This is a genomic window from Homoserinimonas sedimenticola (genome assembly GCF_026094475.1).
In the GTDB taxonomy this organism is placed as follows: Bacteria; Actinomycetota; Actinomycetes; order Actinomycetales; family Microbacteriaceae; genus Homoserinimonas; species Homoserinimonas sedimenticola.
In genome coordinates this window covers 1,918,859-1,943,740 of the sequence record NZ_JAPELL010000001.1, presented here as the reverse complement: position 1 = coordinate 1,943,740, position 24,882 = coordinate 1,918,859, and the positions used below count along the sequence as shown (strand labels likewise).

Annotated in this window: 28 protein-coding genes; 10 read left to right on the top strand and 18 right to left on the bottom strand. The window is 68.6% G+C overall.

The genetic code is table 11. The features are described 5' to 3' along the window. Window positions 1-70: 70 nt before the first annotated feature. The 5 genes from ccsB to OH146_RS09240 are packed head-to-tail and all read right to left on the bottom strand — an operon-like array spanning window position 71 to window position 4,643. Window positions 71-991, bottom strand: coding sequence for a c-type cytochrome biogenesis protein CcsB (ccsB, locus tag OH146_RS09260; protein WP_279348952.1), 921 nt, complete (start codon window positions 989-991; stop codon window positions 71-73). Window positions 992-1,038: 47 nt separating this feature from the next. Next, the gene (gene resB, locus OH146_RS09255; protein ID WP_265159681.1) at window positions 1,039-2,673 is read right to left on the bottom strand and encodes a cytochrome c biogenesis protein ResB; all 1,635 of its coding nucleotides are present in this window, start codon (window positions 2,671-2,673) and stop codon (window positions 1,039-1,041) included. Further along, window positions 2,657-3,403 (bottom strand): cytochrome c biogenesis CcdA family protein, encoded by a 747-nt coding sequence (locus tag OH146_RS09250; RefSeq protein ID WP_372508490.1) that lies wholly within the window; start codon window positions 3,401-3,403, stop codon window positions 2,657-2,659. The genes resB and OH146_RS09250 overlap by 17 nt, the downstream gene beginning before the upstream one ends. 5 nt (window positions 3,404-3,408) lie before the next feature. Further along, complete coding sequence (locus OH146_RS09245) at window positions 3,409-4,005, bottom strand: TlpA family protein disulfide reductase (RefSeq protein WP_265159676.1); 597 nt, start codon at window positions 4,003-4,005, stop codon at window positions 3,409-3,411. Continuing rightward, entirely contained in the window at window positions 4,005-4,643 is a 639-nt protein-coding gene (locus OH146_RS09240) for a histidine phosphatase family protein (protein ID WP_265159674.1), read from the bottom strand. Before OH146_RS09240 ends, OH146_RS09245 begins: the two co-directional genes overlap by 1 nt. A gap of 128 nt (window positions 4,644-4,771) precedes the next feature. On the opposite strand from OH146_RS09240, the gene aspS reads away from it, so the two are divergent. Further along, window positions 4,772-6,100 carry an aspartate--tRNA(Asn) ligase gene (gene aspS, locus OH146_RS09235; RefSeq protein ID WP_265159672.1) on the top strand — a complete coding sequence of 443 codons (1,329 nt, stop codon included), beginning with the start codon at window positions 4,772-4,774 and terminating at the stop codon, window positions 6,098-6,100. Here aspS and OH146_RS09230 read toward each other — a convergent pair whose 3' ends face one another. Both OH146_RS09230 and OH146_RS09225 read right to left on the bottom strand, forming a co-directional pair. Next, a complete protein-coding gene (locus tag OH146_RS09230; protein ID WP_265159669.1) occupies window positions 6,101-6,880 on the bottom strand; it encodes a hypothetical protein in 780 nt (259 codons plus the stop codon). It abuts the gene before it with no gap. Window positions 6,881-6,941: 61 nt separating this feature from the next. Next, complete coding sequence (locus OH146_RS09225) at window positions 6,942-7,343, bottom strand: cupin domain-containing protein (protein WP_265159666.1); 402 nt, start codon at window positions 7,341-7,343, stop codon at window positions 6,942-6,944. A 93-nt stretch (window positions 7,344-7,436) separates the two neighbouring features. Between OH146_RS09225 and OH146_RS09220 the strand changes: the two genes are divergently transcribed. Continuing rightward, window positions 7,437-7,994 (top strand): hypothetical protein, encoded by a 558-nt coding sequence (locus OH146_RS09220; protein ID WP_265159664.1) that lies wholly within the window; start codon window positions 7,437-7,439, stop codon window positions 7,992-7,994. 27 nt (window positions 7,995-8,021) lie between these two features. Here OH146_RS09220 and OH146_RS09215 read toward each other — a convergent pair whose 3' ends face one another. Further along, window positions 8,022-8,279 carry a glutaredoxin family protein gene (locus OH146_RS09215; RefSeq protein WP_265159661.1) on the bottom strand — a complete coding sequence of 86 codons (258 nt, stop codon included), beginning with the start codon at window positions 8,277-8,279 and terminating at the stop codon, window positions 8,022-8,024. Window positions 8,280-8,377: 98 nt separating this feature from the next. On the opposite strand from OH146_RS09215, the gene OH146_RS09210 reads away from it, so the two are divergent. Next, window positions 8,378-9,160, top strand: coding sequence for an HAD family hydrolase (locus OH146_RS09210; protein ID WP_265159659.1), 783 nt, complete (start codon window positions 8,378-8,380; stop codon window positions 9,158-9,160). 118 nt (window positions 9,161-9,278) lie between these two features. On the opposite strand, the gene OH146_RS09205 is transcribed toward OH146_RS09210, so the two are convergent. The 3 genes from OH146_RS09205 to OH146_RS09195 all read right to left on the bottom strand — a co-directional run bounded on the left by OH146_RS09205 (window position 9,279) and on the right by OH146_RS09195 (window position 10,405). After that, the gene (locus OH146_RS09205) at window positions 9,279-9,377 is read right to left on the bottom strand and encodes a 30S ribosomal protein bS22 (protein WP_003792170.1); all 99 of its coding nucleotides are present in this window, start codon (window positions 9,375-9,377) and stop codon (window positions 9,279-9,281) included. 168 nt (window positions 9,378-9,545) lie between these two features. Then, window positions 9,546-9,740, bottom strand: coding sequence for a helix-turn-helix domain-containing protein (locus OH146_RS09200; protein WP_265159655.1), 195 nt, complete (start codon window positions 9,738-9,740; stop codon window positions 9,546-9,548). Between the two features lie 128 nt (window positions 9,741-9,868). After that, window positions 9,869-10,405, bottom strand: a complete 537-nt coding sequence (locus tag OH146_RS09195) for an ArsR/SmtB family transcription factor (protein WP_265159654.1) — start codon at window positions 10,403-10,405, stop codon at window positions 9,869-9,871. An 83-nt stretch (window positions 10,406-10,488) separates the two neighbouring features. Between OH146_RS09195 and OH146_RS09190 the strand changes: the two genes are divergently transcribed. Both OH146_RS09190 and OH146_RS09185 read left to right on the top strand, forming a co-directional pair. Continuing rightward, entirely contained in the window at window positions 10,489-11,913 is a 1,425-nt protein-coding gene (locus OH146_RS09190; RefSeq protein ID WP_265159651.1) for a TrkH family potassium uptake protein, read from the top strand. Continuing rightward, window positions 11,906-12,574 carry a potassium channel family protein gene (locus OH146_RS09185; RefSeq protein ID WP_265159648.1) on the top strand — a complete coding sequence of 223 codons (669 nt, stop codon included), beginning with the start codon at window positions 11,906-11,908 and terminating at the stop codon, window positions 12,572-12,574. Before OH146_RS09190 ends, OH146_RS09185 begins: the two co-directional genes overlap by 8 nt. Here OH146_RS09185 and proC read toward each other — a convergent pair. Continuing rightward, on the bottom strand, window positions 12,571-13,407 hold the full coding sequence (gene proC / locus OH146_RS09180; RefSeq protein ID WP_265159646.1) for a pyrroline-5-carboxylate reductase: 837 nt from the start codon (window positions 13,405-13,407) through the stop codon (window positions 12,571-12,573). The two genes, OH146_RS09185 and proC, sit on opposite strands and share 4 nt — an antisense overlap. 23 nt (window positions 13,408-13,430) lie before the next feature. On the opposite strand from proC, the gene OH146_RS09175 reads away from it, so the two are divergent. Both OH146_RS09175 and OH146_RS09170 read left to right on the top strand, forming a co-directional pair. After that, window positions 13,431-14,393: a cation diffusion facilitator family transporter gene (locus OH146_RS09175; protein WP_265159643.1), complete on the top strand. Its 963-nt coding sequence runs from the start codon at window positions 13,431-13,433 to the stop codon at window positions 14,391-14,393. Then, window positions 14,390-15,118, top strand: a complete 729-nt coding sequence (locus tag OH146_RS09170) for a glutamine amidotransferase-related protein (protein WP_265159641.1) — start codon at window positions 14,390-14,392, stop codon at window positions 15,116-15,118. The genes OH146_RS09175 and OH146_RS09170 overlap by 4 nt, the downstream gene beginning before the upstream one ends. Here OH146_RS09170 and OH146_RS09165 read toward each other — a convergent pair. After that, window positions 15,090-15,521, bottom strand: a complete 432-nt coding sequence (locus OH146_RS09165; protein ID WP_265160733.1) for a nucleoside deaminase — start codon at window positions 15,519-15,521, stop codon at window positions 15,090-15,092. The genes OH146_RS09170 and OH146_RS09165 overlap by 29 nt on opposite strands. Window positions 15,522-15,572: 51 nt before the next feature. Here OH146_RS09165 and upp point away from each other — a divergent pair, with 51 nt between their 5' ends. The 3 genes from upp to OH146_RS09150 all read left to right on the top strand — a co-directional run bounded on the left by upp (window position 15,573) and on the right by OH146_RS09150 (window position 18,279). Beyond that, window positions 15,573-16,205 (top strand): uracil phosphoribosyltransferase, encoded by a 633-nt coding sequence (gene upp / locus OH146_RS09160; RefSeq protein ID WP_265159639.1) that lies wholly within the window; start codon window positions 15,573-15,575, stop codon window positions 16,203-16,205. A gap of 617 nt (window positions 16,206-16,822) precedes the next feature. Next, on the top strand, window positions 16,823-17,530 hold the full coding sequence (locus tag OH146_RS09155) for a winged helix-turn-helix domain-containing protein (protein WP_265159637.1): 708 nt from the start codon (window positions 16,823-16,825) through the stop codon (window positions 17,528-17,530). Window positions 17,531-17,592: 62 nt separating this feature from the next. Continuing rightward, entirely contained in the window at window positions 17,593-18,279 is a 687-nt protein-coding gene (locus OH146_RS09150) for an alpha/beta fold hydrolase (protein ID WP_265159635.1), read from the top strand. Between the two features lie 11 nt (window positions 18,280-18,290). On the opposite strand, the gene OH146_RS09145 is transcribed toward OH146_RS09150, so the two are convergent. Genes OH146_RS09145 through OH146_RS09125 form a run of 5 tightly spaced genes read right to left on the bottom strand, consistent with a single transcriptional unit; the run spans window position 18,291 to window position 24,737 of the window. Beyond that, the gene (locus tag OH146_RS09145) at window positions 18,291-19,556 is read right to left on the bottom strand and encodes a metal-dependent hydrolase family protein (RefSeq protein WP_265159633.1); all 1,266 of its coding nucleotides are present in this window, start codon (window positions 19,554-19,556) and stop codon (window positions 18,291-18,293) included. A gap of 21 nt (window positions 19,557-19,577) precedes the next feature. Further along, window positions 19,578-20,351 (bottom strand): ABC transporter ATP-binding protein, encoded by a 774-nt coding sequence (locus tag OH146_RS09140; RefSeq protein WP_265159630.1) that lies wholly within the window; start codon window positions 20,349-20,351, stop codon window positions 19,578-19,580. Beyond that, on the bottom strand, window positions 20,348-22,081 hold the full coding sequence (locus OH146_RS09135) for a dipeptide/oligopeptide/nickel ABC transporter permease/ATP-binding protein (RefSeq protein ID WP_265159628.1): 1,734 nt from the start codon (window positions 22,079-22,081) through the stop codon (window positions 20,348-20,350). The genes OH146_RS09140 and OH146_RS09135 overlap by 4 nt, the downstream gene beginning before the upstream one ends. Beyond that, entirely contained in the window at window positions 22,074-23,120 is a 1,047-nt protein-coding gene (locus tag OH146_RS09130) for an ABC transporter permease (RefSeq protein ID WP_265159626.1), read from the bottom strand. Before OH146_RS09130 ends, OH146_RS09135 begins: the two co-directional genes overlap by 8 nt. A 48-nt stretch (window positions 23,121-23,168) precedes the next feature. Next, window positions 23,169-24,737 (bottom strand): ABC transporter substrate-binding protein, encoded by a 1,569-nt coding sequence (locus OH146_RS09125; RefSeq protein ID WP_265159624.1) that lies wholly within the window; start codon window positions 24,735-24,737, stop codon window positions 23,169-23,171. Between the last annotated feature and the right edge of the window lie 145 nt (window positions 24,738-24,882).

Here is a 24,882-nt window from a genome sequence, read left to right as displayed (position 1 = left end):
CGAAACCCAGTTGCTAGGACGTTTGGTTTCGATATGCTCGCTGGCGCTCGCCACTCAACCGGCGAGGTGCCTAAAGCCCGCTGTAGCTGTGCAGGCCCTTGAAGAAGAGGTTGACGACCGTGTAGTTGAAGAGCACGGAGGCGAAGCCGATGAGGGCGAGCCAGGCGGAGCGGGCGCCGCGCCAGCCGCGGGTCGCCCGGGCGTGGATGTAGCCGGCGTAGACCGTCCAGATGATGAACGTCCACACCTCCTTGGTGTCCCAACCCCAGTAGCGGCCCCAGGCGCGCTCAGCCCAGATGGCACCCGCGACGAGCGTGAAGGTCCAGAAAACGAAGCCGACGACGGTGACGAGGTAGGCGGAGTTCTCGAGGCGCACCGAGTTTGGCAGGGTGCGGAGGAAGGCGAGACCGCGGCCGCCCGCGCCCGACTCCCGGCGTGCCTGCAGCAGCTGCAGGAGCGAAAGGGCTGCACCGACGGCGAAGAGCGCCGTGCCGAGGGCGGCCACGAAGACGTGGATGATGAGCCAGTACGAGTCAAGCGCGTCGGGCAGCGGCTTGACCGGCACATAGAAGTTGACGGTGCCGACGCCGAGGGCGATCAGCACGAAACCCGTCATGTAGACGCCGAGGAACTTGAGATCCTGCCAGAACTGCAGCAGAAGGAACACGACCGCGATGATCGCCGAGGAGGTCAGCGAGAACTCGAACATGTTGGCCCACGGCACGAAGCCCTGTGCGACACCGCGCAGCACGACCCCGCCGACGTGCAGCGCCGTCGCGAGCACCGTGAGGGCGAAGCCGACCCGCTCAAAGCGGTAGCGGGGAGCCGCGGCATCCGTCGCCTGCCTCTCGAGCGTCGCGACACCACCCGATCCGGATGCGGCGAGCTGGCCCTCCGACATGGCGAGCTGCCCCGCGGCCGTCGAGGCGTTGGCGGAGCGCTTGGCGATGTCGATCGCGAAGAGCACGAAGGCGATGAGGTAGACCGCCATGGCGGAGTAGATCGCTACCAGCGAGTAGGAATCGAGCACGTCGGACACTAGTCAAGCCTAACTCTGAGCGACTGGGCGTGACGCTCTGCCAGATCGCCGACCGCGCGGTCGAGACCGGGGTCGTCGCCGCGGGCGAGCCCCGCGTATTCGAGACGGATGCCGCCACTCTCCTCGACCGCCTTGACCCACACTCGGCGGCGCGGCACGAAGAGCCCCGTGATGAGCCCCGCGATCACGAGCACGACGAAGAGGAGCACCCACCCGGCGCTCGGGTCATAGTGCACGTCGAGGGAGGCGAAGCGCAGCACGCTCTCGCCGTCGGGCGAGACCTCCGCCATGCTGTCGAAGGTGACCGTGCCGCGGCCGCCCGGCAGATCGTAGGACTCGCCCGGCTGCAGGCGGATCGCATCGACACCGGAATCGCCGCCCACGATCTCGGTCATCTCCTCGATGTTGAGCGAGTAGACGGAGCGCGGGGTGCCGTCGTCGATGCCGAGGTCTCCCGTGTAGACGTTGAGGGTCAGCACGGGGTTGAGAAGGTCGGGGAAGGTCGAGGTGAGGGCTCCTGACTCGAGCTCCGCCGCCGTCGGGTAGAAGAAGCCGCGCATGCCGATCTGCTCGGGCAGGGCATCCGGAACCTTGACGATGCCGAGCGAGGTGAGGTTGGCGTCCTGCGGGAGGAAGGGCACGGCGCCCGTGAAGGCGATGTTGCCATCGGCATCCGTCACCGTGAGGTGGGGCGCGTACCCGTTGCCCGTGAGGTAGGTGTCGAGCCCCATGATGTTCAGCGGATCGTTGACCCGCACCTGCGCCTCGTAGGCCTCGCGACCCTCCTCGTGCACCGTCACATCCGCCCGGAAGCCGCTCGCGAAACCGAAGGCGTTCACGTTCTCGGTCTCATACGTGGCGTCGAAGTCGTCGACGATGAGCCGGTAGGGCGGCAGGGCGCCCTCGTCGAAGAAACGACCCGGGCTGAAGGTGTCGTAGTCGTTGAGCACATTGACGAAGGGGCCGCCCTCCACGACCACCTTCTGCCCGTTGTAGGCAAAGCCGCCGCCGATTCCGACTGAGACGAGCACGCCGATGAGCGCCGTGTGGAACACCAGGTTGCCCGTCTCGCGCAGGTACCCCCGCTCGGCGGAGACCGAGAGCTCGCCGGCACGCTCGAACATGCGCACCCGGTATCCGGCCTTGCGCAGCAAGGTGCGCGCCGACTCCATGGCGGATGCCGCATCCGCCCCCTCCACGCTGCTGCTGCGGTACGCCTCCAGCCGTGACAGCCGCGCGGGCGTCTTGGGCGGCGGCGTGCGCAGCGCCTTCAGGTGGTGCAGCGTGCGCGGCACGACACAGCCGATGAGGGAGACGAAGAGCAGCAGGTAGATCGCCGAGAACCACACCGAACCGAAGACGTCGAAGAGCTGCAGGTCGTCGAGCACCGGGGCGAGATCCGGGTGGTCCTGGTAGTAGGTCGTGACGCCGTTGGGGTCGGAGGAACGCTGCGGCACGAGCGAACCCGGGATCGCGGCGAGCGCCAGCAGCAGCAGCAGCACGAGGGCCGTGCGCATGCTCGTGAGCTGCCGCCAGAAGAAACGCAGGTAGCCGACGATGCCGAGGGAGGGCTGCGTGATGCCCTCCCCCTTGGGAGGAGGCGGCGTCTCGTGATGGTCAGATGGCCGGGACAAAGCTGCCGATCACCGACCCAAGGCTCGAGATGAGCATGTTCCACAGCCCCGTCACCATCGCGAGGCCGATCAGCACGAGCAGCCCGCCCCCCACGAGGTTGACGACACGGATGTTGCGCTTCAGCCACGCGACCGAACCCGTCACCCAGCCGAAGCCGAGAGCGACCAGCAGGAACGGGATGCCGAGACCCAGGCAGTAGGCGGCCCCGAGGAGGGCACCGCGGCCCGGCGAGCCCCCGTCGAGACTCAGCGCGAGCACCGCCGCGAGCGTCGGTCCGATGCAGGGCGCCCAGCCGAGACCGAACACGATGCCGAGGAACGGCGCACCCGCGAGCCCCGTGGCCGCCTGCCAGCGCGGCTTGATGGTGCGCTGCGCAAAAGTGAAGCGTCCGATGAACACGAGCCCCATCACGATGATGACGACACCCGCGATGCGGGTGATGAGATCCATCCAGCGGAGCAGCAGGAGTCCCGCGACCCCGAAGAGGAGCCCGAACGACACGAAGACGGCGCTGAAACCCAGCACGAAGAGCAGCACCCCGAGCAGCAGGCGGTTGCGGGAGCGGCGGCGGGCGGCATCCGTCTCGCCCGTGTCGGCGAAGCCGCCCACATAGCCGAGATAGCCGGGAACGAGCGGCAGCACGCACGGTGATGCGAAGGAGACGAGCCCCGCGAGGAGGGCCAGGGGAACCGCGAGGAGGAGACTGCCGTCACCGACGATCTCACCGATGTTCACTACAGCTCCTCCGCGACAAGCTCGCGGATGATCGTGTCGAGGTTTGATGGCGCGGTGATCTGCCCGAGGAAGCGCGCGGCGACGCGACCCTCCTTGTCGAGCACAAGGGTCGTCGGCACGGCGCTCGGCGAAGCCTGCCCCGCGAAGGCGAGACGCACCTCGCCCGTCTCGCCGTCCATGATCGACGGGTAGGTGATGCCGTACTTGCGGGCGAAGGCGAGCGCGTTCTCGGGCTGGTCGAGCGTGTTGACGCCCACGAACGAGACGCCCTCGTCCTTGTACTTCTGGTGCAGCGCCTCCAGGTCGGGCGCCTCCGCACGGCATGGACCGCACGCCGCGTACCAGAAGTTCACGACCACGACGCGGCCCTCATAGTCGTCGCTCGAGACCTCGATGCCGCCATCCGTCATGCCGGAGAACTCGGGTGCGGCCGCACGATTCTCCTCCGCGATCTCGAGGATCGCGCCATCGTTGGACTCCTGGTTGGTGGCGCCGCCATTGCCGTACTTCTCAGCAAGCGGGTCGCTCGTGCAGCCCGTCAGCAGCAGGCTCGCCGCCGCCACGATCGCCGCCATGCGCAGGGGAAGACGCGACATCACACCGCCCCCATGTCGGCCGCCTGGGCCAGAAGCTCCGCGGCCGGTTCCGCGTAGGAGTGCTCCACGAAGCGGTCATCGTCGCGGCGCAGCGTCGTGATGCTCGAGAGGCTGCAGCGGCGTCGACGCGGGTCGTGGTACAGCTTGCGGCCCGTCACATAGCGCTGCACCATCACAATCGGCATCTGGTGGCTCACCATGACGACCTCGCCGTCATCGACCGACTTCCACGCATCCTCGATCACGGCGAGCATGCGGTCGGCGACGCTCGCGAACGGCTCACCCCAGCTCGGCTTGAACGGGTTGATCACGTGCGGCCACGACTGCGGGCGCAGCACGACCCCCGGCCCGAATTCGAAGGTCTTGCCCTCGAACTTGTTCGTCGGCTCGATCAGTCGCTCGTCCGTCGTGATCTCCAGCCCGAAGCGGTCCGACCAGGGCTTCGCCGACTCCTGGGCGCGCTCCAGCGGCGAGGCGAAGAGCGCCGAGACCGGATGCCCGGCAAGATGCCCCGCCGCGGCATCCGCCATGCGGTGCCCCAACTCCGAAAGGAGGTAACCGGGGATGCGACCGTAGAGGATGCCGTCGGGATTGTGCACCTCGCCATGGCGGACGAGGTGGACGAATGATGCAGGCACGCTACAAGTTTAGGCAGGCGGAAACTGGTGAACGGCTGGTGCGGGCGCTGAGTGGCCCGCTCGCGGCCGTATCGAAACCGGAACGTGATGAGTGGGGCCTCCAACCGGGCGCAACTACACTTGACGCCGTGACTGAACGCACCCTCATCAAGGACCTCGCCGCGGCATCCGACGGCCCCACCACTGTCAGCGGCTGGGTCGAGACGGTGCGCGATCAGAAGAAGGTGCAGTTCGTCGTGCTGCGCGACGAGAGCGGCGCCGTGCAGCTCGTGCACCCGCGCGCCTTCAATGAGGACGGCACACCCGCCGACGACGCCCTCGCCGCGACCATCTCCGGCCTCAGCCAGGGCAGCTTCCTCACGGCGAGCGGCGAGCTCAAGCACGACGAGCGTGTCAAGCTCGGCGGCGTCGAGATCAAGCTCGACAGGCTGGATGTCGCGTCCCACGCGATCCCCGAAACGCCCATCGCCGACGACAGCGGCATCGACAAGCGCCTCGACTGGCGCTTCATCGACCTGCGGGCACCCAAGCATTCGCTCGTCTTCAAGATCCAGACGACCCTCCTGCACGCGTGGCGCACCTACTGGGTCGAGAACGACTTCATCGAGATCCACACGCCCAAGCTCATGGCGAGCGCCTCCGAGTCGCGCGCCGAACTCTTCGAGGTCGACTACTTCGAGGGCAAGGCCTACCTCGCCCAGAGCCCCCAGTTCTTCAAGCAGATGGCACAGCCGGCCGGTTTCGGCCGCGTCTTCGAGGTCGGCCCCGCCTTCCGGGCCGACCCCTCCTTCACCTCACGCCACGCGACCGAGTTCACCTCGGTCGACGCCGAGATGAGCTGGATCGCCTCCCACGACGACGTCATGCGGATGCACGAGGAGCTCCTCGTCGCCGGCATCCGCGCCGTCAAGGAGAAGCACGGCGAGGCGATTCTCGAGCACTTCGGCATCGACCTGCAGGTGCCGGAGACGCCGTTCCCGCGCATCCCCCTCGCGGAGGCGAAGCGCATCGTCGCCGAGCGCGGCTACGAGGTGCCCCGCGCCGACGACGATATGGACCCGGAGGGTGAGCGCCAGATCGCGGCCTACGTCAAGGAGACCTACGGGCACGACTTCGTGTTCCTCACCGACTACGCCTCGAGCATCCGGCCGTTCTACCACATGCGCCACGACGGGGATGCCTCGCTCACCAAGAGCTACGACCTCGTCTACAACGGCGTCGAGATCTCGACGGGCGCACAGCGCGAGCACCGCGTCGACGTGCTCGTGGAGCAGGCCAAGGAGAAGGGTCTCGACCCGGAGGAGCTCGACTTCTACCTCGACTTCTTCCGCTACGGCGTGCCGCCGCACGGCGGCTTCGGCATGGGCCTCTCGCGCGTGCTGATGCTCATGCTGGGCCTGCCGAACCTGCGCGAGACGACCTACCTCTTCCGCGGGCCGAACCGCCTGCTGCCCTAGCTACCAGGCGTCGGCGGGGGCCTTGATCGTCTGCGTCGGCGTGTAATGCCAGTGCGCACCGTTGTGGTAGTGGCTCGACGCCCACGGCGACGCCCAGATGGCAGCCTCGATGACCTCGGTGGGAGCGGATGCGGCGAAGCCGTCGCGGATGCCCGCATAGCCCGGGTGCGTGTGCAGCGCCTCCGCCGCGTTCTGCGCGGCGACCCGCAGGTTCGGATATGAGCCGAGCCCACTGCCTCCGCCGGAACCCCAGCCATTGTTGAGCGGGTTGTTGCGGTTCCACCACGACTTCTCGTAGTTCTCCTGGCGCATCCAGCGCATCATCACGGTCACGTTGGACTCCGTGACGGGCCAGCCGCCGTAGAGCAGCACGAGGCTCGCCCAGTCGCGGTTGGTGCCGCCCGCGACGTAGGTGTCGACGCCGGGGTCCGCCGTGTAGGTGTCGCGGGGCACCGCCGCCAGGGGTGCTGCAGCCGCGATGTCGAGGGACTGCGCCGGCGGTTCCGCCGCTTGCGTCTGCGCTGACGCTTCGCTGAGAACGTTGGGCAGGATCGCGAGGGTCGTCACCGCCATGATCGCAAGGGCGGCAGTCCCGAGCCCCACGAAGACACCGGGGCGGATGCCGCGGCGCACGTCTCCCGCACGCCGCGAGCGGCCGGGTGCCGCAGCATCCACCGTCTCGGGGTCCAGCGTGCGCGGCGGCAGGGTCACAAGCATGCCCGTCCACGTGGAGGGCGTGTCGGCGCGGCGACGGCCGTGGGCCTTGCGGGTCTCGGTCATGACAGCCGCCCACAATAGCGACGGAGTCTGGCAGTCGGCTCCGACTTCTCGGCAGTGCGAACTAACCCTGGGGCGGCTCGTCCTTACCTTCCTCCTCGAGGCGGTCGGCCTCCTCCTTGGTCTTGTGCACGGCGCCGTCAGAGTGCTCGGGCGGCCCGTAGACCGTGTAGAGCACGAGGGGGTTGGGGCCCGTGTTGGTGAAGTTGTGGTGGTGCCCCGCGGGCACGACCACGAGGTCGCCCTGCTGGATTTGCTTGCTGTTGCCCGAGATGGTCGCTTCACCCGTGCCGCTCACGATCGTGAGGATCTGGTCCGTGTCGGGGTGGGTCTCAGCGCCGATCTCGCCGCCGACGGGAATCGTCATGATGACGAGCTGCGTGTGTTCACCCGTCCAGAGCACACGACGGAAGTCGGCGCTCTTCTCGGCCTCGGTCGCGATCGTGAAGTTGATGAGATTCGTCATGCCGCGGACGTTACGCCCCCAACTGTGAGATGCCTGCAAAAGGGTGACGGATGTCCGTGCCGCCACGCCGAACGCGGGTGCTAGCGTGTGCGCATGAGCAGCACCGATCCCGCCCGCACGCCCGCCATCGAGGCCGGAGAGGCTCTCCTCGAGATCCTCCGCAGCCACATCGACCTCGTCGCCTCGGGCTCCGGCAGCGAGGAGCAGGCCGAGGATGTCGACCGCCGGCTCTGGGAGGCCGTCGGCGCGTATGGCGATGCCCTCGATGAGCTCTTCGAGGAGCCTGAGGAGCCCGACGAGTCGGAGGGCGCCGACGAGATCCGCGTGACGGTGCGCACCCGTTTCGACTACACGGTCGCGGACGAGAAGGCGCTGCTCGGCAGCAGCGAGGGCATCGGGGCGGCGGTCGGTCGCCTCATCGAGAAGCACGGCGCTCCCCTGCCGGCGCTCGAGGTCGACTCGCTCGAACGCGGCAGCGGTGTCGTCACGGTGCATCTGGGCGGCGAGCCTCTCGTGGCAGCCGACTTCGACTCCGCCGAGGAGCCCACCGACCTGCTGCTCGTGGCCCCCGACGAGCGCCTCGCCTTTGTCATCGACTCCCCCGTCTACGACTCCCGCGCCGAGGCAGAAGCCGCAGCGAAGCGCCGCTAGGCAAGCGCAGTCGGCAGCGAAGCGCCGCTAGGCCGTGAGCGCGGCGCGCAGCCGCTCGGGGTCGACGCGCCAGATGTTGTGCACGCGCCCGTCGATCATCAGCACGGGAATCTCCTCGGCGTAGCGCGCCAGCAGCTCCGGGTCATCGACGATGGACCGCTCTTCCAGTCGTCCGACGGGGGCGGATGCTTCGACCTCGAGCTCCCCGAGCACCCGGGTCACGACGTCCCGCGCATCGTCGCACAGGTGGCAGCCGGGGCGGGTGAGGAGGGTGAGCTCGTGCATTCCCCCATGCTAGAGCCGTGGCATCCGAGGCTCTTCCCTCCCCCAGTTCGCGGGCGGCGGGGGTCGACGGCGGGCGCCCGGCGCTAGCATGGGCGCCGATGATTCGCGCAGACGACGAGGTGGGCGGTGCTGGGCCGGGTGGCAGCGCTGCGCCCGTGATCGCGTTCTTCGACGTCGACAACACGCTCATGCGAGGCGCGAGCATCTACCACCTGGGGGGCGGCGCCTACCGCCGCGGTTATGTGGGGCTGCGCGATCTGGCTCGTTTCGCTTGGCAGCAGGCGCGCTTCATCCGTGTCGGCGAGAACCTGCGGCACCTTGAGATTCTGCGTGAACGAGCACTGGGCCTTGCCGCGGGGGTTCGCGTCTCGGAGGTCTGTGACCTTGCGGAGGAGATCTTCGACCGGCAGATCGCGCCGCGGCTGTGGCCGGAGAGCGTCGGCCTCGCCCGCGAGCACCTCGCGAAGGGTCACCAGGTGTGGCTCGTCACCGCGACGCCCAGCATCGTCGCGGAGGTCATCGCCCGTCGGCTGGGCCTCACGGGTGCGCTCGGCACGCGACTCGAGGAGCACGACGGATGCTTCACCGGCCGCGTGCTCGGATCCTTCCTGCACGGCGACCACAAGGCGTCGGCCGCACGCGAGCTCGCGGCGAGGGCCGGTTCGCCGCTCACGGACTGCTGGGCCTATTCCGACTCCCGCAACGACATCCCGCTGCTTGAGCTGGCCGGTAACCGGGTCGTCGTCAACCCCGACCTGGAGCTCGCTCGGCACGCCGTGAAGCACGGCTGGTCGGTCATGCGGCTCAACAAGTCGAGCATCCGGGCGGCCCGACGCCGTGTGCGTCGCGAGGCCAAACGCGCGACGCCGCCCGTCGAATAGCAGCCGGCGCGGACGACACCAAGGCCCTATCCAGCGACATTTAGGGCCTCGCGCGCCCACGCGTGAATGACGAAAGCGCCCGGCCTGGTGGCCGAGCGCTTTCAGGAAACTCGAAAGTCTACTTCTTGTTGCGACGCTGGTGGCGGGTCTTGCGAAGAAGCTTGCGGTGCTTCTTCTTCGCCATACGCTTGCGACGCTTCTTGATTACAGAGCCCATACGCACCTCATAAAATTTGGCCTCACTGATTCTTGAACAGACCACCGGGTCCGTTCAGAACCGCGGAAAAATGCCTCCGGACAGTGTAGCCGAGATTTTCTGAACGCTGTTCCGGCGAGGCGAGTTGACAGGACAGGCGAGCCGATAGGTCGAGCAGCGAGTGCGAGTTCAGCCGACGTCGCTGATGTGCGACTCGATCGCCGCCTCGACGGCCGACTCGGGCACGCGGAAAGAGCGTCCGAAACGGATGGCGGGCAACTCACCGGAGTGCACGAGACGGTAGACGGTCATCTTGGAGACACGCATCATGTCGGCGACCTCCGCCACCGTCAGGAACTTCACGTCGGAAAGATCGCGCGCCATCGAATACCCCTCTGCAGAGCACTCGATACAGATGTGACTGGAGTGCTTGGTGGCTACTTTAGAGCCAGAAGTGACTCATTGTCCACAAGCCTGTGCCTGAGAGGCCGGCGACCTCTGAACCGGGGGGCTCAGTCCTTAGTGAGCTTCTTCTTGATCGGTTCGATCACCCGGCGCTCGAGATTGCCCGACGCCTCCTCGAAACGGTGGCGCGCGCCGTGCGTCGCATCCGCGACCGCGCGACCCACCGCGGCGCCCGCGTCTGCCGGATGCTGAAGGGTCTCGCCCGCGCGGCGCAGCGGAGCGGGTAACGGGGCCCCCGACCATGCGGCGAAGGCAGCAGCACCAGGCGTGCGGGCCGATGCCGCAGCATCCGTCGTGAAATCCGTGCCGAGGAACGGCATGAGCCAGTCCTCGACAACCTCAAGCGGACTGGACTCGAGACGGTAGTAGCGGTGCTGGCCCACCTCGCGGACGGCCACGAGACCCGCCTCGCGCAGCACCTTCAGGTGCTTCGAGACGGTGGGCTGGCTGAGGCCCAGACGCTCCACCAGCTCCCCCACGCTCAAGTCGCGGTGTGGCGACTCCGAGCCCGTGCTCCGCTCAAGAAGCACCTGCAGGAGCTCACGGCGGGTAGCATCCGCAATCACGCCAAAAATGTCCGCCATGCCAGCAGGCTACCGGGCGCGGGCGAGGAGTACCATGACATGCTGTCCGCGTGGCCAGCACCAGCGGAGTGACGAGAGGACGAATGCGCACCAAGCCCGTGTCGCGCAAGAGCACCTCGGAGAGATTCCGGGATGCGATCGACGACTTCGCGACCGGATCCCCCGCGCGATTCGGAATCGTCGTCTTCACGGGGCTCATCGCGATTCTCACGATCGTGCTCATGCTGCCCATCTCGGAAGCCGACGAACAGGGCACCTCCTTCGCCGACGCCCTCTTCACCGCCGTCTCCACCATCTGCGTCACGGGCCTCACGGTCGTCGACATGGGCACCCACTGGAGCCTCTTCGGCAACATCGCGATCCTCATTGGCCTGCAGGTGGGCGGCATCGGCGTGCTCACGGTCGCGAGCATGATGGGTCTCGTCGTCTCCCGCCGTCTCGGCCTGCGCACCCGCCTCATGGCGGCGAGCGACACCAACCCCTCACGCGTGCACCACGGCCCCGTCTCCGAGTCGCAGGCGATCCGACTGGGCGAGATCGGCGGTCTGCTCTCCACCGTCGCGATCAGCGCCCTCATCATCGAGGTCATCGTCGCGATCATCATCTATCCGCGGCTGCTCGCCGCCGGCTTCGACGGGTGGACGGCCGCGTGGCAGTCCTTCTACTACGCGGCATCCGCCTTCACCAACACGGGCTTCACCCCCAACCCTGACGGCCTCGCCCCCTTCGTCGGTGACCCGTGGATGCTCACAGTGCTCGCCCTCGCCGTCTTCCTGGGCAGCCTCGGCTTCCCCGTGATCTTCGCCCTCGCCCGCGGCTGGCGAAACCCCAAGCGCTGGTCCATCCACGTCAAGCTCACCCTCACCACCACGATCGGCCTCGTAATCCTCGGTGGCGCCGCCATCACCCTCCTCGAGTGGAACAACCTCTCGACCCTCGCACAGCAAGAGCCCGCGACGCGGCCCTTCACGGGCACCTTCATCTCCGTCATGTCCCGCTCCGGCGGCTTCTCGACGATCGACATCGGGGCCGCCAACGGCTCGACCCTGCTCGTGCTCGACATGCTCATGTTCGTGGGAGGCGGCTCGGCGTCGACGGCCGGCGGCATCAAGGTCACCACGCTCGCCGTGCTCTTCCTCGCCGCCTTCGCGGAAGCCCGCGGAGACCGCGACATGCAGGTCTTCGAGCGCCGCGTTCCGGTCGACGTGCTTCGCCTCGCCGTCAGCGTCACCCTCTGGGGTGCGACGATCGTCGCCGCAGCATCCATCTTCATCCTGCACCTGACGAAAGCGCCGCTCGACCTCGTGCTCTTCGACGTGATCTCGGCGTTCGCGACATCCGGCCTCTCCACCGGCCTGACGGAGACGCTGCCCGACCCCGGCAAGTACGCCCTCTCAGCAACCATGTGGGCGGGCCGCGTTGGTACAGTGACGTTGGCCGCCGCCCTGGCGGCATCCCAGCGCCGACAGTTGTTCAGACGCGCGGAAGAGAGGCCCATCGTTGGTTGACAGGATCCCCCACGACGCCCCGGTGCTCGTCATCGGCCTCGGCCGATTCGGCGCAGCCGTGGCGGGCCAACTAGACCGCCTCGACCGCGAAGTGCTCGCCGTCGACACCGACGCCGGCCTCGTGCAGAAGTGGGCCGACCGCGTGACCCACACGGTCCAGGCGGATGCGCGCAGCCTCGACGCCCTGCGGCAGATCGGCGCGCAAGACTTCTCCGTCGCAGTCGTCGCGACCGGCTCCTCCGTCGAGTCGAGCGTGCTCATCACCGCCAACCTGGTCGACCTCAAGGTTCCGCAGATCTGGGCGAAGGCGATCAGCCAGTCGCACGGCAAGATCCTCGCCCGCATCGGCGCCAACCACGTCATCTACCCTGAGGCGGAAGCCGGCGAGCGCACGGCGCACCTCGTCTCCGGCCGGATGCTCGACTTCATCGAGTTCGACGACGACTTCGCGATCGTCAAGATGTACCCGCCCAAGGCCATCCGTGGTGTGACCCTGGCGCAATCCGAGGTGCGCAAGAAGTTCGGCATCACGGTCGTCGGCGTCAAGTCCCCCGGCCAGGACTTCACCTATGCGACCGCCGAGACACTCATCTCCAACCATGACCTCGTCATCGTGAGCGGCAACGCCGCCGACATCGAGCGCTTCGCGTCGCAGTCCTAGCTCTGCGACAGCTCGCGGGAGCGGGCTGCGGATGCCTCGACCGCGGCCGTGAGGACGTCGGGGAGCCGAGCATCCTGCAGCACAGCGATCGCCCGCTCGGTGGTTCCGTTGGGGCTCGTGACCTCACGGCGCAGCTGCTCGGGCGACCTGCCCGTGACGGACAGCATCTCGAGGGCGCCGCGGAAGGTCTGCAGCACAAGTCCTTCCGCTTCCTCACGCGAGAAGCCCTGCGCCTCGGCCCCCGCGATGAAGGACTCGACCATGTAGTAGACGTAGGCGGGGCCGCTGCCGGAGACCCCCGTCACGGCGTCCATGCGTGACTCGTCGACGAGCGGGGCGCTGCCGACGGCCTCGAATATCCGAGTCACGAGCGCCAGCTGTTCGTCGCTCGTGCGGGTGCCGCGGCTCAGCGCTGTGACGCCCAGCCCGACCGCGGTCGGCGTGTTGGGCATCGAACGGACGACCGCGACCGACTCGGGGAGCAGCGCCTCCATCGCGGCGGTCGAGACTGCGGCGGCGACACTCACGACGACCGTGCCGGGCGCGAGCGCGGGCGCAATCTCACCCAGCAGATCCGCGACCATGTGCGGCTTGACCCCCACGACGACGACATCGGCGCCCTCGACGGCGAGAAGATTCGCCCGCGGATCCGACTCCAGGGAGAGACTCGTCACCACAGGGGGCCACTCGCGGGCGGCGGCGCTCGCATCCGTGCGGTTCGTGACCCGCACCGCTGCGGGCTCGAAACCCTCCGCCGCGAGAAGACCCTCGAGGATGGCGGAGCCCATCGAGCCGGCACCGAGGAACGCGATCGTTGGCCTGAAACCTGTCATGGCAGCATCCTAGGATTAGGCGCATGAGCGCTACCGGCGGAAGCAAGGCAATCATCGCGGCCCTCCTCGCGAATGCGGGCATCGCCCTCACAAAGTTCATCGCGTGGGCCTTCTCAGGTTCCAGCTCGATGCTCGCCGAGGCGGTGCACTCCGTCGCGGACTCCGGCAACCAGGCCCTGCTGCTGCTCGGCAAGAAGGTCTCGAAGAAGAAGGCCGACGCCGAGCATCCCTTCGGCTACGGGCGCGAGCGATTTGTCTACGCCTTCGTCGTGTCGATCATCCTCTTCAGCGTCGGCGGCGTCTTCTCCATCTATGAGGGCGTCAACAAGTTGACCCACCCGCACCCGCTCGAGGTGCCGTGGCTGCCGATCGTGGTGCTGCTGATCGCCATCACGCTCGAGTCCTTCTCGCTGCGCACCGCCATCAAGGAGTCGAACCACGTGCGCGGTAGCCAGTCGTGGGTGCAGTTCGTGCGCCACGCCCGCCAGCCCGAGCTTCCCGTCGTACTGCTCGAGGATGTCGCGGCCCTCCTCGGCCTCGTCTTCGCCCTCTTCGGGGTCGGCCTCACCATCCTCACGGGCGACCCGCTGTGGGACGCGGTCGGCACCCTCATGATCGGCACGCTCCTTGTGCTTGTCGCGATCATCCTCGGCATCGAGACAAAGAGCCTGCTCGTTGGCGAGGGCGCGACGAAGGCCGACACGGAGGCGATCCGTGACGCGATCAACGCGCACCCCGAGGTCGAGTCGCTCATCCACATGAAGACCCTCTACCTCGGCCCCGACGAGCTGCTCGTGGGCGCCAAGATCGCCTTCGCCCCGCGCGAACTCATGACGGATGTCGCCGACACGATCAACGAGGTGGAGAAGGCGATCCGGGAGGTTGTGCCGGCCGCCCGCGTCATCTACATCGAGCCCGACGTCTACCGCCGCCCGAGCGACGCCAACCCCTCGACCGACGCGTTCTTCATCCGGGGCGTCGATTGAGCCACGTCGCGCTCGTGCTCCGGCACGAGCCCCGCATCCACCTCGGCAACCTCGAACCGGTTCTGATCGAGCACGGCTACGAGGTGCGCAACATCGAGGTGCCGTCCACGGACCTCGCAGCCCTCGCCGACGAGATCCAGGCCGCCGACCTGCTCGTGGTGCTGGGCGGCGAGATGGGCGTATATGAGAAGGACGAGCATCCGTTCATCGCCCACGAACTCAGCCTGATCCGGCGGCGGCTGGATGCCGCGGCTCCCGTCTTCGGCGTGTGCCTCGGTGCCCAGCTCATGGCCGAGGCCCTCGGCTCACCCGTGTACAAGGGGCCGCTGCGCGACATCGGCTACCGTGACATCCGCCCCACCGACGCGGGCGCCGACTCGCCCGTCCGGCATGTCGCCGGGGTGCCCATGCTGGAATGGCACGGCGACCACTTCGAGCTGCCGGCCGGTGCCGAGCGGCTCGCGACCTCGGACGCCTACCCGAACGAAGCGTGGAGCGTGGGCGGGCATGCGCTCGCAGTGCAGTTCCACCCCGAGGTCACGCCCGAGATGAACGAGGCGTGGATCGTGCACAACGAGGCGTGGTTGCGCGGCTCTGTCTCCCACAGCGCTGATGAGCTGCGGATGCAGGCCGCCCGCCACAACGGGGCGATGCAGGATGCCTCGCGCGCGATGTTCAGCGAGTGGCTCGCGAACCTCAGCGCAGCGTCGCGAAGAATTCCCTGAGCTGGGCTGCGCACGCCTCCGCCTCGATGCCCGCGTAGACCTCGGCGCGGTGCGGCAGGCGCCGGTCGCGCAGCAGGTCGTAGACGCTGCCGGCGGCACCCGCCTTGTCGTCCCACGCCCCGAAGACGACGGTGGGCACGCGGGCCGCGAGGATCGCCCCCGCACACATGGGGCACGGCTCCAGGGTCACGAGGAGGGTTGTGCCCTCGAGGTGCCAGTCGCCCGTGGCATCCGCCGCCTGCCGCAGGGCGATCATCTCGGCGTGCGCCGTGGGGTCGTGGCGGAGCTCGCGCTCGTTGCGTCCCCGGCCGATGACGGCACCGGATGCGTCGAGCACGAGTGCCGAGACGGGCACGTCGCCGTGCGCTGCCGCGCGCGCGGCGTCGTCGATGAGCTCACGCATCAGCTCCGCGTACCTCGTCACTCCTGACCCCTCTCGACTAGGTTTGAGCGTATGCGAGTTCACGTTGCCGATCATCCACTCATCACGCACAAGCTGACGGTGCTGCGCGACGAGACCACCGCATCGCCGACGTTCCGCGCCCTGACCGAGGAGCTCGTGACCCTTCTCGCCTACGAGGCGACGCGCAACGTGCGCACGACGCCGCTCACGATCCAGACGCCCGTCGCCGAGACGGTCGGGGTCGCGATCGCCGACCCGCGGCCCCTCGTCGTGCCGATCCTGCGCGCCGGGCTCGGGATGCTCGACGGCATGGTCAAGCTCGTGCCGACCGCCGAGGTCGGGTTCCTGGGGATGGTGCGCAACGAGGAGACCCTCGAGCCCACGACCTACGCCGAGCGCCTGCCGGAAGACCTCTCCGACCGCCAGTGCTTTGTGCTCGACCCCATGCTCGCGACGGGCGGCTCGCTGCTCGCCGCCGTCAACTATCTCTTCGAGCGGGGCGCGAAGGATGTCACGGCGATCTGCCTGCTCGGAACCCCCGAGGGTCTCGACGCGATCGACAAGGGCACCGACGGCCGCGACCTCACGATCGTGCTCGGCGCGCTCGACGAGCGCCTCAACGAGCACGGCTACATCGTGCCGGGTCTCGGCGACGCGGGCGACCGGCTCTACGGCACGGTCTGACACGCCACCGCCCGGCGGGCGCGGCGGGCGCGGCCCGGCGTCCCCGGCGGGCGCGGCGGGCGCGGCGGGCGCGGCGGGCGCGGCGGGCGCGGCGGGCGCGGCGGGCGCGGCGGGCGCGGCGGGCGCGGCATCCGTTCTCCCAACAGCGCGGTGTTTTCTGCTCACCGCGGAGATTTGTGGGGGCGCGTTGAGCAGAAAACACCGCGGTGATGGGACGGGGAAGCGGTACGTGCGGGACCGCGCCCGGCGCCGCTCACCCGGCAGCGCGGAGTCGGCGCCGCGAATTCAGCGACGCGCTTGCTTTTTGGCCGCCGTCGGGCTGATACTTGACGGCATGACTGCATTCGCGCGCACCTTGACCTCTCGTGAGGCTTCGAGGAACGCCGGCATGATGATGCCGGCACGCGCCATGTGTTGTCGAATGTGCGCCTAGCCGGCCACGGAAGCCGAGTTCGCGACCGACCCAGCCCCGCAGCATCCGCGCCGCTGCGTCGCCTCGAACTCCGGATGACGCCCCCTCATGGCGGGGCGATCATCCCCAGCGCACACCCTGTGTAACCGAAGGATCACACCCTCATCATTAGAGGCCCTTCACCCCTCACGTAGGAATTCGACCGATGTCACTCGCACTCAACCTCTCCCCCGCCCAGACTCCCGCTCCTGTCGCCGCCGCGCCCGCCGCCGAACCCGCGCCGCAGCGCCGCCTCCGCGCCGTGCCCGAGGGCACCGAGGCGCGCGGCTTCGTGCTCTATGTGGGCGTTGACGAGCTCAAGGCTGCCGCCGCCGGAACCGACCTCGGCGCGATCGTCGAGGCGCTCAAGACGCTCACGCAGCAGCTCGTGCCAACCGCCGAGACGCACGCCGCCGTGGCTCTCGCCCCGCAGGGAGTCGGCGGGCGCGATGTCGACGTGGTGCGGCTCGCCCTGCAGGACCCTGCCGCGCTCGCCAAACACCGCAAGCAGGATGCCGAGACGATCGAACCGGAGTCGCGTGGTGGCGTCATCATCGACCTCTCGCGCAAGCGCGTCGTGCTCGACGGCGAGGTCGCCCCGCTCACCTACAAGGAGTTCGAGCTCCTGCAGTACCTCGTGCTGCGCGAAGGCAGCACGATCGACCGCGCCCAGCTCATCGCCGGCCTGTGGGGCGTCGACGACGAGGACGCACCCAACGAGCGCACGATTGATGTGCATGTGCGGCGCCTTCGTGCCAAGCTGGGCGGCTACGAGGAGATCGTCCGCACGGTGCGCGGTGTCGGCTACCGTTTCGACCGCCACGCGGATGTCTCGGTGCAACACACGAGCACACCGTCGCCTGACCGCTTCTAGGCTTCCCCCTCCGTCTTTGGATATGATTGCCTCGCAAATGTATCCAATCGCGGAGGGTCTCCATGCACATCGTTCTCGTTCACGGCATGGGAGCATCCGCCTTCACCTGGAGCCTCGTCGCGCCCATCCTTGAGGCCCGCGGCCACACCGTCTCGGTCGCCGACAACGCATCACAGTCCCTCGAGGACGACGTCGCCGCCGTCCGCTCCCTCGTGGACGCGGTCGACGACGACGCCCTGCTCGTCGGACACTCCTACGGGGGCGCCGTGATCACCAACGCCGGCAGGCACGAGCGCGTGCGCGGGCTCGTCTACATCGCCGCCTTCGCCCCCACCGAGGGCGAATCGGTCAACTCCATCGTCTCGAGCAACGAGCCAGCACCGGTCTCCCAGTACTTCAGCCGCGGCCCCAACGGCGAGTGGATCGCCGACGAGAGCGACGAGGCATGGCAGGCACTCGCGTGGGACGTGCCGGAACACGTGCGGCTCGCCGAGCGGGAGCACCGGCGCGACTCCGCCGACGCCATCTTCACCACCGTGACGGGCACCCCGGCGTGGTCGCTGCGGCCCGCGTGGTACCTCCTCGCGACGAGCGACCGTCACATCCTCCCGCGCGTGCAGCGGATGATGGCGGAGCGCGCCGGTGCCCGCATCCGGGAGGTCGACACGAGCCACGCGATCGCCCACGCCGCCCCCGAAAGCGTCGTGGCGCTCATCGAGGAGGCGCTGGGGGACCTCGCGGCGGCCTGAGCCGGGCCGTGTCAGTCGGCGCGGCGGTCGAGGTCCACGAGCATCCGCCCGGACTGCACGACCATACGGATGCTTCCGGGCTCCACCATGCGCTCGATCTCCGTCAGCGGGTCGCACGAGCTGACGACGAGGTCGGCGAGCTTGCCCGGCTCGATCGAGCCGAGGTTCTCGTCGAGCCCCAGCAGCCGCGCCCCCTCGAGGGTGCCGGCGCGGATCGCCTCGAGCGGGCTCAGCCCCGCCTCGACGAGCCACGCGAGCTCGCGCAGGTTTCGGCCGTGGGGGTGCACGCCCGCATCCGTGCCGAGTGCGACCCGCACGCCCGCGGCGATGGCACGACGCACGGAGTCGAGTCCCCTGCGCTGCAGGATTGCACGCTCCTCGACGCGCGACGGCGGGGCCGAGGGCGGAAGCGTGCGCATGAGGGTGCTGAGTGTCGGCACCAACACGGTGCCGCGCTCGACCATGAGCGCGATCGTCTCGTCACTCAGGTCGTAGCCGTGCTCGATGCTGGCGACGCCGCCGAGCACGGCCGTGCGCACGCCCGCGTCCGTGAGCGCGTGGGAGGTGACCGGCTTGTCGCCGCGGCCGCCGAGGATCTCGGTGATGAGTCGCACGTGTTCCTCCGGCAGGCCCGCATCCTCGGGCTCATCCGTCGGCGAACCGACTCCCCCAGAGGTGCACACCTTGATGGCGTCGGCACCCGTGCGGAGCAACGCGCGGACCGTGCGGATGACGTCCTCCGCAGTGTCGACAACGCCCGGGGTGGGCATCCCCAGGCGCACCGCCCAGGCCGGAAGTGAACCGTTGGGCATGACGGGGTCGGCGTGCCCGCCCGTCGGGGAGAGCATCGCGATCGCGAGGTGCAGGCGCGGGCCGATGATGCTCCCGCGCTCGATCGCGTTGCGGTAGCCCGGAGTGAGGCCGTCGAGGTCCCTCGCGGTCGTCACGCCGGCATCCACCGTGGCCCGCAGCTGCTCGGCGACCGCGAAGGCCGCCTCCTCGGGGAACCAGGCGCGCTGCTCCTCCGATGAGCCCGGCACCATTGCGAGGTGCACGTGCGCGTCGACGAAGCCGGGCATGAGGATGCTGCCGCTCAGGTCGACCGTACGGACATCGCTCGCAGCATCCCGTCGCGGCCCCGCGTAGGTGATGCGGTCGTCGTGCACCTCGACCTCGCTGTCGCGGATCGGTGCGGCTCCCGTGCCGTCGATGAGTGTTGCGCCGACGTAGCGAACCTCGCCGTGGCCCTGCGGTGTGAGCGGCAGACGTGCCCCCATGAGCATCCTCTCGTCGTCGTGCTAGCCGGCCAGGCTGAAACCGGGCGAGCCGGGGTCGGCGTCGAGGAGACGCCGCGTGTACCAGTGCTGGGGGTTCGCGTAGATCTCCTCGACGGGACCCGCCTCCACAACCCTGCCCTGGTAGAGAACGAGCACCTCGTCGCTCACCCGCTGCACCACGGCGAGGTTGTGCGAGATGAACATCATGGTGATCCCGAGCGATTCCTTGATCTCGGCGAGAAGCTCGAGGATCTGGGCCTGCACCGAAACGTCGAGGGCGGAGGTGATCTCGTCGGCGATCACGAAGTCGGGGTCGATGATGAGCCCCCGCGCGATGGCGATGCGCTGCCGCTGGCCACCCGAGAACTCATGCGGGTAGCGGTGCATCATGTCGGGCGTCAGGCCGACCCGCTCAAGCCAGGATGCGATGAGGTCCCTGTGATCGGAGACCCGGGAGCGGATCGGGTTGATGGCCTCGGCGAGGGTCTGCCCGATCGTGCGGCGGGGCGACAGCGACGAGTAAGGGTCCTGCGGGATCATCTGCACGCGTCGCCGGTAGCGACGCATCGACGTGTGCTCGTGGTTGACGAGGTCGACGCCGTCGACGTCCACGTGCCCCGCGCTCGGCCGCACCGAACCGACGAGCACCTTGGCGAGGGTCGACTTGCCGGAGCCGGATTCGCCCACGACGCCGACCGTGCGGCCCTTGGCCAGTGTCACGTCGACACCGTGCAGCACAGTGGTGGAACCGAAGGTCACGTCGAGGCCGCGAACATCGAGCATCAAGTCGGTCATGATTCACCTTCCGTGCGTGCGGTCGGGGCGGCGGTCGGCAGGGTGACGACGGGCGTCGCCGCCAGCAGCTGCTTCGTGTAGGGGTGGCTCACGCTCTCCGCGGAGAGGCCCGCCATGTCGTCGATGCGCTCGACGATCTTGCCGTCCTTCATGACGAGCACTCGATCGCACAGGGCGCGAACGACACCGAGGTCGTGCGAGATGAACAACACGGCGGTGCCGGATTCCTCATTCATCCGCCCCAGCACCGTGAGCACCTCACGCTGCACGGTGACGTCGAGGGCGGTCGTGGGCTCGTCGGCGATGAGGAGCACGGGGTCGGTGCTCATGGCGGAGGCAATCATGGCGCGCTGCTTCATGCCGCCCGAGAGCTGGTGCGGGTACTGCCGCAGCCTGCCCTCGGGGTCGGAGAGCATGACCTGGCGGAACTTCGAGAGCAGAAGCTCGCGGGATGCCCGGCGGCTGTGTCGCAGGCGCAGCGTGAGCACCTCGGAGAGCTGTCGGCCGAGCACCATGGCGGGATTGAGCGACGTGCCGGGGTCTTGATAGATGAGCCCGATCTTGGAGGCGAGTTCGCGCGGTGGCACGGGGCCGAGCAGGTCGACCCCGTCGAGCTCAAGTCGGCGCGCCGAGGCGGAGAGCCCCTCCCCCAGCAGCTTCGCGACGACGGATGCCGTGAGCGACTTTCCGGACCCCGACTCGCCGACGATGCCGAGCACCTCGCCGCGACCGATCGTGAACGAGACATCCGACACGAGCGTTGCACCGCTTGCGCCGTGCGCCACCGTGATGCCGTCGGCCACGAGCACGGCATCGCCCCGCTCGATCGTGGGCGCCGCCTTGTCGCGGACGAGCCGAGCCTGCGTGCTGTTGGAGCGCGGGTTCGCTGCCGCCGCGAGGCCGTCGCCGACAAGGAGAGCGGCGAGCGACGTGAAGGTGAGGGCAACGGCGGGGCCGACGATCACGATGGGGTTGACGACGATCTTGTTGAGCCCATCGTTGAGGAGCGTGCCCCAGTCGAAGGCGGGCGTCTGTGCGCCGAGGCCGATGAACGACAGGCCGGAGATCTCGACGAGCGCGCCCGAGAACGCCCCCGCGATGAGGATGAGGGTCGGCTCCGCCATGTTGGGCAGCACGTGTCGCGCCGCCACCCGGCTCGCGGGAACCCCCATGAGCCGCGCCGTCGTGACGTATTCGCTCGTGGCGATCTTTGCCGCCAGATTGGCCGTGAGCCGGGCGAAACCGGCGACGTTCGCGATCGCGATGGCGACGACGACCTGCACGACCCCCTGGCCGAGGATCGCCGCGACGATGATCGCGACCAGCATGGTCGGGTAGCTCACGGCGAACTCGATCGCGCGGAGCCCCAGTTCACGGATGCGACGGGGCGCGAGCCAGATCGCGATGCCGATCGCGATTCCCGTGATGGAGGAGAGTGCCGTCGCGATCGCGGCCATCAGGACGGTGGCCCGTGTCGCCACGAGCGTGCGGGCGAGCATGTCCCTGCCGAGAGTGTCGGTGCCAAGCGGATGCTCGGGGGTCGAGCCAAGGTTGGGGGTGCCCCCGAGGCCGCTCGCCTGCCCACCGAGGACGATAGGAGCGAAGATGGCGACGAGGGCGACGACCGCGAGCATCCCGAGCCCCAGGATGAGGCCGGCGTTCCAGCGGAAACTGCGGGGACCTGCCGGGGACGCAGCGGCGGTGCGGACGGCGTTGACGGTATCAGCCACGCTTCTCTCCGAGGGTTCGCGGGTCGATGAGACCCAGAATGACGTCGATGACGAGGGTGATGACGAGCGAGATGAGGCCGATCACGAAGACCGCGGCGCGGATGATCGGGTAGTCCTTGTCGATCGCGATCGCCTGAACGATGACTCCCCCGAGCCCGGGCCAGGCGAAGACGGCCTCCGTGATGAGGGCCGAGCCGAGGAGCGCCGTGAGGATGATGCCCGAGAGGGTCAGGGCGGTGGTGAGCAGGTTGGGCAGCATGTGCCTGGCGTAGAGCGAGAGGGCGGGGAGGCGCCATCCGCGGGCCGTGCGCATGTAGTCCTGCTCGAGGATGACGGCCGTCTCGCGCCGGACGATGCGGGCGACGGAGCACATGCCGCCGACCGTGAGTGACGCGATCGGCAGGATCGCGGCGATGCCGAAGCCGTAGGCGGGCGAGTAGGCGGGCGGCAGCACCCGGAGCAGCACCGCGAAGATGACGACGAATGCTGTCGCCTGCACGTAGACGGGGACCGAGGAGATGACCCCGGTGACGACGTTGAAGGTGCCGCCGAGCCAGCGCCGGCGGTCGCCCCGGGTTGCGACCCCGACCGCCATGCCGAGCGCGAGGCCCAACACCAGGAGCAGGATGACGGCCGCAACGGTGATCGCGAGGGTGAACGGCACCGCCGCCATGACGACCTCGAGGGCGGGGACCCGATAGCGGAAGGAGGTTCCGAAGTCGAGCTGCAGAACGCCCAACAGGTAGGTGCCGAACTGCACGAAGAAGGGCTGGTCGAGCCCGAGCTGCGTGCGGACGAGTTCCACCTGCGCGAGCGTGGCGCTCTCCCCCGCGATCGCCGTGGCCGGGTCGCCGGGGATGAGCTGCACGATGAGGAAGGTCACGATGACCAGGAGTGCGAGGTTGATGACGAGGCCCACCCCGCGGCGGAGGAGGAACCTCCGCCACGCGCCGCCAAGGGAGGCGGCGCGCGGCGGGCCGTCGAGGACGGGGGTGCCCGGACCGGACACGGGGGAGGACTCGTGGGTCTGTGTGCTCATGAGTGGTGGTGCTCCTCAGAGATCCGGTCCGGGCGGTGCATGTCGGGGTCAGCCGACGATGCGCATCGCGGAGATGTCCCAGTAGCCCGAGAGGACGTAGGTGGCGAAGCCGTCACGGGCGACATAGCGGTGGGTGTCGGTGATGAGCGGCATCATCGCGGTGTCCTCCAGGATCGTCTCCTGCGCCGCGAGGAAGTTCTCGCACTGCGTCTCCGAGTCGGCGGCGTTCATGCCGGCCTCGTAGAACTCGACGCCCTCAGGGTTGTCGGTGTAGGCGACGTTGGTGCCGCCCTCCGCGTAGGTCGGGCCGAGGTAGCGAGCGATCGAGAGGTGGATGAGACCCGACTCGGCGTTCTCCGCCGCGACCGCGACATCCCACGTACCGGGCTCGGTGCGCATCTGCTTGGTCCAGTCGGCGGGGTCCGGTGCAGAGACCTCGACGGTCGCGCCGGCGGCGCGCAGCGACTCCGCGAGGTAGTCGGCGGCCGGGTCCCAGTTCGACATGATGAGCAGGCGGATGTTCTGTCCCGTGAGCAGCTCGCTGGCGGCGGCCGGGTCGTAGTCGTGCAGCAGCGAGGGCTCCTCGAGCGCGCAGTTGTAGCTGGCGGAGTTCACCGTGAACTGCTCGACACCGAGGCCGTCGAGGCCCGCGTTATTGAAGCCCTGCGGGTCGATCGCCTGGGCGACGGCCGCACGCAGCTCCGGGTTGCCTTCGAAGACCGAGCCGGAGCCGGGCGACTGGTTGAACACCAGGTTGTATGCCGAGCTCGCGAAGCTCACAACGCTGTAGGAGTCGTCCTCCTCGAAGCGGAGCGCGTTGGAGTCGTAGAAGCGGGCCACGTCGACTCCGCCGGATTCGAGCAGGTTGGCGCTCGTGTTGGAGTCGGGCTGAACCGTGAGGTTGATGGTGGCGGCGGGCTCTCCCTCGACCGTCTCCCATGCGGGCCAGGCGTCGTAGTCGTCGCGGAGCGAGTAAGTCGCGCTCACGCCGGCCGTGGAGTCGGTGAGCGTGTAGGGGCCGGAGAAGGCGCCCTCGACGGTGCCCGCCGCGAGACCCTCCGTGTCCTCAAGACCGGCGGGGCAGATGATGCCCGTGCCGGAGCCCGTGACACCGTAGAGAAGCTGCGAGTAGGGCTCGCTCAGCGAGACGTCGAGCGTTCCCGCCTCGTCGTCGGCCGTGAAGGTGGCCTCGCCCGTGCCGAAGGCCTGCGCCTTCCACGTCTGAGCACCGCTGTCTTCGAGGCCGGTCAGGTATTCGAAGGATGCGGCGATGACGCTGGGCGTGATGGCCGTGCCATCCGCGCAGGTGGCGTCGTCGCGGATCGTGAAGCTGTATTCGGAGGCTGAGGTCGACTCCCACTCGGTTGCGAGACCGCCGACGAGAGCCTCGGTGTCGCCCTGGCGGAGCAGGGTATCGAAGCCGAGACGAGCGATCGTGCGGTCGGATGTTGCGGACGCCTTCGCCGGGTCGAAGGTCGCGGGTGCATACCAGAGCTCTGCGTTGATCGTGTCTGTTTCCGCGCCGTCGGCGGGCGCGGAACCGCCCGAGCATCCGGCGAGCGCGAGGCTCCCGACTGCGACGACCGCCGCAGTCGTGAGCAGGCTCTTTCTAACCATGGTGCTGTCCTCCAAGGGGTCACAAGTGGTGCAACTGGGTGAGCGCGCCGTCCGGGTTCAGGGAGCCGGCGGCGACGTCTCGAGAGCCTCCGGGCAGCGCCAGCTGTGCTCTCTCAACTTGGATCCAATCTATCGGTTACCGCAT